Source organism: Ralstonia sp. RL (assembly GCF_001683835.1).
Taxonomy (GTDB): Bacteria; Pseudomonadota; Gammaproteobacteria; order Burkholderiales; family Burkholderiaceae; genus Ralstonia; species Ralstonia mannitolilytica.
This window is the reverse complement of sequence record NZ_LWRX01000248.1, coordinates 1-9505: the sequence shown is the minus strand read 5'-3', so window position 1 is coordinate 9505 and position 9505 is coordinate 1. Positions and strand designations below refer to the sequence as shown.

The 9505-nt window shown below is 55.2% G+C and carries 8 protein-coding genes; 2 read left to right on the top strand and 6 right to left on the bottom strand.

Translation table 11 applies throughout. The annotated features are described in order from the left end of the window. The coding region (locus tag A6M56_RS22785) for a hypothetical protein (protein ID WP_286758456.1) at positions 1 to 204 on the top strand (204 nt) is incomplete at its 5' end. 110 nt (positions 205 to 314) lie between these two features. On the opposite strand, the gene A6M56_RS22780 is transcribed toward A6M56_RS22785, so the two are convergent. Further along, positions 315 to 2243: an FTR1 family protein gene (locus tag A6M56_RS22780; RefSeq protein WP_286758455.1), complete on the bottom strand. Its 1929-nt coding sequence runs from the start codon at positions 2241 to 2243 to the stop codon at positions 315 to 317. Between the two features lie 101 nt (positions 2244 to 2344). Next, complete coding sequence (locus tag A6M56_RS22775) at positions 2345 to 4576, bottom strand: heavy metal translocating P-type ATPase (protein WP_286758454.1); 2232 nt, start codon at positions 4574 to 4576, stop codon at positions 2345 to 2347. A 104-nt stretch (positions 4577 to 4680) separates the two neighbouring features. Here A6M56_RS22775 and cadR point away from each other — a divergent pair, with 104 nt between their 5' ends. Then, positions 4681 to 5097, top strand: a complete 417-nt coding sequence (cadR, locus tag A6M56_RS22770; RefSeq protein ID WP_286758453.1) for a Cd(II)/Pb(II)-responsive transcriptional regulator — start codon at positions 4681 to 4683, stop codon at positions 5095 to 5097. 87 nt (positions 5098 to 5184) lie between these two features. On the opposite strand, the gene A6M56_RS22765 is transcribed toward cadR, so the two are convergent. From A6M56_RS22765 to A6M56_RS22750, 4 genes are all read right to left on the bottom strand, one after another. Further along, a complete protein-coding gene (locus A6M56_RS22765) occupies positions 5185 to 5715 on the bottom strand; it encodes a hypothetical protein (RefSeq protein WP_286758452.1) in 531 nt (176 codons plus the stop codon). Between the two features lie 160 nt (positions 5716 to 5875). Beyond that, positions 5876 to 6652: an ABC transporter ATP-binding protein gene (locus A6M56_RS22760; RefSeq protein WP_286758451.1), complete on the bottom strand. Its 777-nt coding sequence runs from the start codon at positions 6650 to 6652 to the stop codon at positions 5876 to 5878. Positions 6653 to 6692: 40 nt separating this feature from the next. After that, positions 6693 to 7778 (bottom strand): DUF4340 domain-containing protein, encoded by a 1086-nt coding sequence (locus tag A6M56_RS22755; protein WP_286758450.1) that lies wholly within the window; start codon positions 7776 to 7778, stop codon positions 6693 to 6695. 50 nt (positions 7779 to 7828) lie between these two features. Further along, a partial coding sequence (locus A6M56_RS22750) for a Gldg family protein (protein WP_286758449.1) occupies positions 7829 to 9505 on the bottom strand: 1677 nt, incomplete at its 5' end.

The window sequence follows — 9505 nt, the reverse complement described above, 5'->3', positions numbered from 1 at the left end:
GGGCAAAACGAAAATGCCGGCTGGAACCGGCATTTTGTCTTGTATCTTGGCGGACGGAGGGATTCCTATCATGCCCCGAAACCCGCATGTTTCCTAGATTACCGCCAATATCGAATTCATCATGGCCGCAAATATGGCCTTAAAACTTCGCAATGCAAGGCATTCACAAAACGCGCCACCAAATGCAACATTGACAATAACTAACTAACAGTCTTCTATCACTCGTATCGGGTGCAAATACACCCGATGCCGATTCTTGCGCCTGCTCACTGTTTGCGCGTCCCGTATGCGATCCGCGGGCTCGTCTTGCCGATCTATGCGAGGTCAGTTTTTTTCTGCTGCCGCACATTGTAGGCGATGCTCGCCACAATGATTGCCAGAATCAAGACCTGAGCGATGATTGTCTGCATCGACGGATAAATACCTAAAACATCAATGCGCGGCATCGCGATTGGCGTCATCTCCAGGAAGCCGACCTTCTGAAGAGCGGAAACCCCTTTGCCCGCGAGGACGAAGGCGAGCACGCCAACCAATGCGGAGCTGAACGCGAAAAATTGCGCGATGGGCAACCGCGCGGTGGAGCGCAACAGAATCGCTGCAATGGCGCAAAGAATTGCCATACCGGTCCCGAGACCGGCGAGCATATACACGCCATTGCCTTCCGCCCAAAGGGCGGCATAGAAGAGGACAGTTTCAAAGACTTCGCGGTAAACGGTGATGAACGACAGCAGGAACAGCATCACGGCCGATTTCCTGCTCAGTGCGGACGACAGTTTCTGTTTCACGTACGCTTGCCAGCGACCCGCCAGGCTCTTCTGATGCATCCAGATCCCGACGCCCAGCAGTACCACCGCTGCAAAGATCGCGGAAAACCCTTCTGTCATTTCACGGCTGGCGCCGCTCAGGTCCACCAGATAGGTTGCCACTCCCCAAGTCAACCCGCCTGCCGCCAACGCGGCAACCCAGCCGGCGTGCACATAAGGGAGCACATCGGTGCGTTCAGCCTTTTTCAGGAACGCCATCATCGCGACCACGACCAACAACGCTTCCAGCCCCTCGCGCAGCAGGATGGTTAGCGCACCGACGAAGGCGGACAGCGGGTCGTGAGAGTCATCCAACGTGGCCTGCGCATCGGCCAGCAATGTCTGCAGGTGTTGTTCGATTTCATGCGCTTGCGGCACCTGACCACTGGTTATCGCATTGCGATAGGTTCCCATCGTTTTTTCGATATCCTCGAACAATGCGTGATTCTTTGCCGCCAGCGCCGGCTCTACCGGTTCGAAACCGTCAAGATAGGCGGACAACGCCAGCTGCGACGCACTCGACGTGTCGCCCTTGTCCAGTGCCGCCACGCTTTCCTTCAGCTTTTCCTTGGCAATGGTGAGACTGTCCGCGCTCGATGCAGTCAATGCGTCCGGCGCGCTCCTCAGATAGGCGATCAAACTCCGGGCGGTTTCGGCGCCAGTGGTCTTGGCCAGCGCCTCTTCGGAGGTCTGGCTCAACTTCGCCAGCGTTGGCACGGCCGAATGCAAGTCAGAGCGCGACGACCATAGCTTCGCGCCTGCCTGCCGATCACTATCCGAATACGACAGCGTTGACGCGAAATAAGCGATCGCCCAACGATCGTCATCTGACAGTTGTGCAAACCCTGGCATCGAGGTGCCGTCAACCCCACGCGTAATGATCTGCTGCAACGAAAACACGCTGCGCTCCCTCGCCCGAGCATGGTCAGCCAGCGCAATCGGCGGCGGATTAAGCGTGGCGGCCAGCGGCCCGTCGGCACGCCCAAGGACGCCATGGCAAGACGCGCACTGGCTTTGATAAAGCTTCGCCCCTTGCTGCAGGTCTGGCAGCTTGTTGGGCGACATCGGTACCGGATAAGCCGCAAGCAGCGCAGACGCCAGGTTGCGCGCCTGATCGCCAACGATCCCCGGCTGCGCCTTTTCGGCAATGGCTGCACGTAATCCGGCGGCGCCTTTCAGTAAAACCGGCGTGGCGGCGGTTGCCGGCAACTCGGCCAACTGACGGTCGGCGGCATGTGCAAATTCCTGCATCTCTGCGTATTCATCCGCGTTGGCCACCTTGCCATCCTTGACCGCTTTGCCATAGTCGACGGCTAGGTAATCGAGCAGTTGCCAGATCTGTTTTGCCTTATTTTGTGTGGCGACATCATCAGCATGGGCCGTTGACAGCGACGACAGCAGACAGAAAACAGCGATCAATAAAATACGCAACGCTTGCATAGGATTTCACCAGAGGGTCTTGGTCAATCAGTCAAATGAGAATAATTATAGTTTAGATTTGACAAAACCGCGACTGCGCCCCTGTTTCTGGAGAAGCGTTATCAGCGATGCGCGTTATCCAGTTTTAACAACCGCAGACCATTCATGACCACCAACAGGCTCGCCCCCATATCGGCGAACACCGCCATCCAGAGCGTCGCCTGCCCCGCCAGCGCGAGCACGAGAAACACCGCCTTGATCGACAAGGCCAGCACGATGTTTTGCATCAGGGCCGAACGCGCTTTGGCGCTGAGCCGCATAAAATCGTGAATCTTGCGCAGGTCGTCATCCATCAGCGCGACATCGGCGGTTTCGAGTGCCGTGTCGGTGCCGGCAGCACCCATCGCAAAACCGATATTGGCCTTGGCTAGTGCCGGGGCATCGTTGATGCCATCCCCCACCATCCCGACATATCCATAAGTGTTGGTCAGCTGATTGATCGCCGTAAGTTTGTCTTCCGGCAGCAAGTTGCCGCGGGCATTCGGGATACCCACCTTCGCAGCAATCGCTTGTGCGGTATGCTCGTTGTCACCGGTAAGCATCACAATCTCCACACCGAGCGCACGCAGCTGCACGATCGCGTCAATGCTGGTTTCGCGGATTGTATCGGCGACCGCCAGGATCAAGAGCGGCGACGTGGTAGAGCATAGGACTACCGCTGTTTTTCCTTCCCGCTCGAGCTTCTCCAGCGTAGCTTCCAGTTCAGGGCCGCAACTTACCAACTCATGCACCAGCCGGTGATTGCCCAAGTAGAAGGTCTCGCCATTGATCATGCCGCTGATGCCGCGCCCGGTGAGAGCATGAAAATCGGTCACTTCCATCAGCGGCTGCGCACGATTGTGTTCATGCCAATAGGCGACCACTGCAGAGGACACCGGGTGGTCGGAGCGGCTGGACAGGCTGGCTGCATAGCGCAACAGCGTTCCTTGATCGCCGTCCTTGATCATCACGATATCAGTGACAGCAGGCTTGCCGACCGTGACAGTGCCCGTCTTGTCCAGTGCAATCGCCTTCAGCTTGTGCCCCTGTTCCAGATAGACACCTCCCTTGATCAGGATCCCATGCCGCGCTGCTGCCGCCAGGCCGCTGACTACGGTCACCGGTGTGGAAATAACTAGCGCGCACGGACACGCAATCACCAGCAGCACCAAGGCCCGGTAGAGCCAAGGCTGGAATGCGGCTCCCATCAATAACGGCGGAATCACTGCGACCAGGATCGCAAGCAGCACGACTGCCGGAATGTAATAGTGGGCGAATTGGTCAACAAACCGCTGCGTCGGCGCACGATCCCCTTGCGCTTGCTGGACGCTCTTAATGATGCGAGACAGCGTGGAATTGCCTTGCAATGCGGTGACCGTATAGTCAAAGGCGCCGCGTTCATTGATGGTGCCGGCGAACACGGGATCGCCCGGCTGCTTCGGCACGGGCATGCTTTCGCCGGTGATCGGCGCCTGGTTGATCGTCGTCTGACCGTCCTTCACGGTGCCATCGAGCGGGATCAATGCGCCCGGTTTGACGCGCACAACCGCGCCCAACACGACATCCTTGGCTGGAATATCACGCCACTGGCCGGGCCCAACCTGAACAGTGGCAGTTTCGGGAGCGAGCGCCATCAATCCTTTGATCGCATTGCGCGCACGGTCGAGCGAGAGCACTTCGATCAGTTCGGCCAGCGCGAACAGGAAAATGACAACGGCCGCTTCCGGCCATTGCCCGATGCACACCGCACCGATCACTGCCAGCGACATCAGGAAATTCATGTTCAGCGAGAAGTGGCGCAACGCGATCCAGCCCTTCTTCATGGTGTCCAGACCGCCGGTCAGAATCGCAATCAGTGCGAGCGCGATGACAGACCATGAAGTCTCTTGCCCGGTGCTCCAGGCCACAACTTCAGCGCCGATCGCCGTCAATCCAGAAATCGCCATCAAGACCCAGGTGCGGCGCGGGATATGATGTGTGTCCATCTCGCTGGCGGCGTTCACGAACTCGGGGGGCGCTCCCAGCGAGTCGGACTTTGTCACCGCATCCATGCCGAGTGTCTTGAGTGCGGCAACGATCGCATCAATCGACGGGAGGCGATGCTGCACGGTCAACTCGCGTTCCATCAAATTGAATTGCATGTTTTCGATGCCATCCATGCCTTGCAACCGACTGCGAATCAATTTTTCTTCGGTCGGACAATCCATGTTCTGGATTCGGAACACTGCTTCGGCGGCCCCTGGGCTGGCCACTGCCTTAACCGGCGCGAGCTGGGCCGTATTACCGGAGCATCCCTTGTTATCACAGCAACTCATGTCATTCTCCTGCGCATTATTGTTCCCACATTGCACATTAGAGACCCTATAGCTACTATAGAGTCAAGCAGTTATTGGAAACACGGAAAGGATGCGAGGTTACATTGAAGATCGGAGAATTATCCAGACGCACCGGTTGCCAAGTCGAGACCATCCGTTTTTACGAACAGGAAGGTCTATTGGCTGCGCCGGCGCGGTCGCAGGGAAACTATCGGCTGTACGACGATGCACATGTCGAGCGCCTGCAATTCATCCGGCGCTGCCGCTCGCTTGATATGACGCTCGATGATGTGCGAACCTTGCTACAGCTTCGCGATGCGCCCAACGAAAGCTGTGGCGCGGTGAATGCCATGCTGGATCAGCATATTGAACAAGTGCGGCGCCGTATCGCGGAACTGAAAGCGCTTGATAAACAGCTCAACGCATTGCGCAGCCAATGCGAGACTGGACATGTCGTGAAGGATTGCGGCATCTTGCAAGGGCTTACCCACGCCGATGCCTGCACCTCCGGCGCCCCATAAGCGCGCCCCGCTAGCATCCGGACCATAGGGTCGATGCTATGCGCTTCTACAGATTCGGGCCGGAATTCTAGTTGCGGTCGATCTGCTTCATTTACCTGGAGCTGGTTGCATCTGCCCCATCCAATGCTGGTGCCACATCATGTGGTTCATCATCATTTGTTGCATCGCCAGGTATTGGTCTGTCATATATTGGCGCTGCTTCAATTGCTCCGGTGTCAGCTTGGAATAATAGCCCCCCATGCCCTGCCATCCCATCATGGGGCCACCCATCATGTGACCGCCCATCATATGGCCGCCACCCGCCGTCGTGCCGACACCGCAACACCCCATCATGCCCGGTCCCCACATACCCTGCATCATGCCCATCGCATTTTGCATGGTGGACCAGTGCTCTTGAAGCAAGCGCTGGCGTTCTTGCGGATCTTGCGTCTGCTGGAGCTTCGTCATTTGCTCCTGCATCTTTTTCATATTTTCCTGTACCTGCGCCATCTGCTTGTCAAACTCAGCCGGATTTGGCGCCGCCTGCGCTGCCTTGGGATCGTTGGAAGGCGGAGACGCAGGCTGCGCCAAAGCCAACGAACTCGCGAGTGCCATCGCGGCCACAATGGTGGATTTCATTGCCGTTCCTTCACAGTGACAGGGTCCAATAAGTGCGCTGCTGTATTCGCAATTCAGAAGCGAAAATCCAATTGGTTAAACTCTTCCTGACGCTCTTTGTACACCTGCTGGATTGAGGATGCCTATGACTCAGGTCAAAAAAGAGAAGGTATCTCGCGCGTCACTCCACGCCATGTGTCAATTTGCGAAATACTGCGTTCAGCTGGCCGTCTTTTGCTTGGCTAATGAGGTCCTGCGGTCCCCCATCAAAACGGATTTTTCCCTTCGCGATAATAATTGCCCGACTACAAACGGGTCCCACTTCTTCCAGAATATGCGTGGACAAGATGATGCACTTGTTCGGGGCCAAGCGTCGAACGAGATTTCTCACTTCGTCCTTCTGATTGGGATCCAATCCGTCCGTCGGTTCATCGAAGATCAAGACAGGCGGATCGTGGATTAAAGCCTGGGCCATGGAGACGCGGGCGCGATAGCCCTTTGACAGGTGGTCAATGGACCTATATACCACCTGCTGAAGATGGCAAAGTTCAACGACCTTGTGGATCGCCTCTTTGATATTGCGCTCAGGGATGGAGCGCATCCTCGCAATGAAATGCAGGAATTCATATACATTCATGTCCGCATACAGCGGGGCATTTTCCGGCATGAAGCCGATCGATGACTTCACCTTTTCGGGCTCAGTTCTGATGTCGTTGCCGCATATTCGCGCCGTCCCTGCGGTCGGCGGAAGAAAGCACGTCAGCATTTTCATCGTGGTCGATTTGCCCGCACCATTCGGCCCGAGAAGAGCCAATACCTCCCCCGCTTTCAATGTGAAGCTAATGGAGTCCACCGCGATAAACGATCCATAAGCCATTTTCAAGCGATCGACTTCGATCATGGTGCTGCCGCTCGCATTCTGAGAATTGGTATTGGTCACTTTTGCACTTTCAACCATGAGTGAGTTGCTATCGGATGGATCATTCCGGCGCGAAGCATTAGTTCACCAAAAATCGCTGCGCCGATGCTTCATCCAGCGCAAAAAAATAGGGTTCAGTCTTGGCGTTAAACGCGTCCCTGTCGGTGATCATGGAAATCGCATCGTATTTATCGAGCTTGTCCATCGTGACCAGCTTCATCTGAATCGAAGCGTAATACGATACAGCAGGAGCCGAATCCTTTGCCCGATGCTTGTAGAGGGTGACCGTAAAGTATTTTCCGGAAAATAGTTCCAGCCCAATCTTTGACACCACTTCCCTCGTTGGATCAAGACTGGTGCGTATCGTAGCGCCCGGTCCCACATTTTTCGGCAATACGTGGATAAATTGCAGCTCCTTTAAAGAATTCGTCAGGTTCGGCAGCGTTTCCTGTTCCAAGACGGGAGAATCGAGTGACTGCATGCCGGCTGCTTTTCTGATGACTTTCCACGGACTGGACTCCGATGTCCGCTCCAGTCGCGGCGCGTTTTTCATCGTCAAGAAGTCGATGGCCACGATGTCTTTGCCCTCGACATCCACGATAGTTTTGTCGAGCCAGTACTCCCAATCGCGGATGTAACTGAAATTGTCAGGAATGAGATAGACATCCGGCCTGTCCGAAAACGTGGCATAGGAGCCGCCGCCAAATTTTCTAGCCTTGCCGAGCGCCATGTCGAACAGGGGTGCGTTGCCATCCCCCTTAAGCGATATAGACGTTCCCGCGTGACTGCCCTGCTGTGCTGTCCTTTTACCGTCGACAGGCAACAGCCCGAATGCCTCCAAACGATTTTCTCCTCCAGGAATGACATCTCCCACGCGGATGGAAAGGAGCTTGACCAGGAAATTCCTGATCTTCTCCTCGTCGGCATCGAAAGCAAGTGGCCCGTCTATTACTGCCCAGCTGTAGTTCACCCGTCTCTTAAGTTCGATGGTCCTCCGTCCATCTTGGAGAACAATGGATTCCAGATCCTCAGGCTTGAATTCCTTGACAGCGCTTTGACCGAAACGCAGCCTCTGCCCGTTATCCGGAGCCTGAGTCTGGGAATATACCAATACGCAACTCACAAATACCAAACCGGCCGTGATCAAAGTGGATGTCTTGGGCATTGATACTCCTCTTGGATTCATTCGGGTCACTTCTCGCTGTGGGCCGGACATCAAACAGACGCTCTCCTGGATCTTCTCCACATGTAAAAGCTCCCGCAAAAGGCCACCAATAACGGAACGGGCAGAAGATTCAGAAGAAGCAAGCGGTTACCCAAGGACTTGATATTTTCCCGGAGAAGGCTTCTCGCCGCACGAAGCTCCCTTTTGCTATCCGATTCCTCGTCGAGGTATTTTTTGATCTCGGACTGCTGCTTTGCAGTCATCAAGAATTTCTGGCCACCTTCCTTTTTCCTGATGGTCTGGTTGAGTTTCTGTGTGACCGCATTCAATTTGGCTTGCGATCGCTTTTCAGCATCCAGGAATTGTTCCTGAGCGACTTTTTCGAGGTCTCGCACTCGGGTAAATTCACGCAAACTCTGCCCTCGCGAGCGAATGCCGGCCAGGCTGTCATTGAGCGACAAATAATCAATGGCGTTCAGCACAAAGTTGATGTTGTCGTTTGGCTGCTGCACAGAAGCGTTCCCGAATTTCGACATGTCTTCATTCGCTTGAAACGATGTTTTGGTTAAAGCCATGGCGTTATCGGGCAACAGTACATCATTCCCACTGTTCGCCGGGGCGTCAGGCGGAACAGGCGAGAATATCGCCAAATCGTCTGCGATAAAGTCGGCATCGGCAACGATGATGGCGGTTGGGGTTTTCGGGGCAGATCCGCTGCCTTGATTCACCAAGCCCGCGAGAATCCTTGGTTGCTGATCGCTTCGCAGCTTCTGGTCGATGTGTTCAATTGCGCCGACGTTGTCAGAGGTACTCTTCTCGATCGAGAAATGGGGACCAAGATCATTCGCAAGCGGATTGGCGCCATGGGAGAACAGGTTAAGCGGGCTCAGTATGCTTTCAGGTCTATTCGAGCTCTTTTGAAGTTGCAATAGGGGTGCGGTGGAGAAGTCGTAGCTGCCGCTCTCGCTGGAGCTCATGATCAATGGAACGAACTCGCTGAACCCTTTACGCTGCGGCGGAGTGGTTTGTTCAAGCGCGCCACTATTTAAGAAGACCATCTTTTCCAGCGTTTTGGTGATCGGGAGATTTCGGGAAAGGCCGTCGGCACTTATATTGATCAGGAACGGATATCGAATCGACCCCAGGCCCGGGATTTGAACAGAGCTAGCATTTTTTAAGTCCCCTACAACATGGGTGGTGTTAAATTGCACCCCCCAATGTTTGAAGAGAGAGGTGAACGGGAAATTTGCTTCGGTGATGGGCGACGGCTTGTCGAGCGTTGTCGGCGTCACCACTCCATTCAAGCGAGGATCGATAATCATCAACAGCTTTCCTCCCTGCTGAAGATAGCGTTCGATTTTCGCCTGCTGGAGAGAATAAGTTTCGTTCGCCTGCTTGTCCTCATTCGTCCAGAGGGCGAGCAGCACGGAAATGTCTTGAGGTATGTCCTTGCCATCTGGCGGCAGAACCGACACATCATAGGAGCGTCGCAGCTCACTCATGACGCCCGAAAAGCGGGAGGTCAATCGGTCCTCGATGGAGCGCGATCCCAGGATGCCGATTCGTCGTGGACTCTCATTGTTGATGTGCAGGATATGTTGAGTCAGATCGTATTCCAGTTGACCGGCTCGGTCCGGATCAAATGCTGGGATGACAAATTCGCGGTCCCACATTAAGCCCACCAGCCCGAAATAAACCGGAGTGCCGCTCGGAAGGAGTTTCTTTTG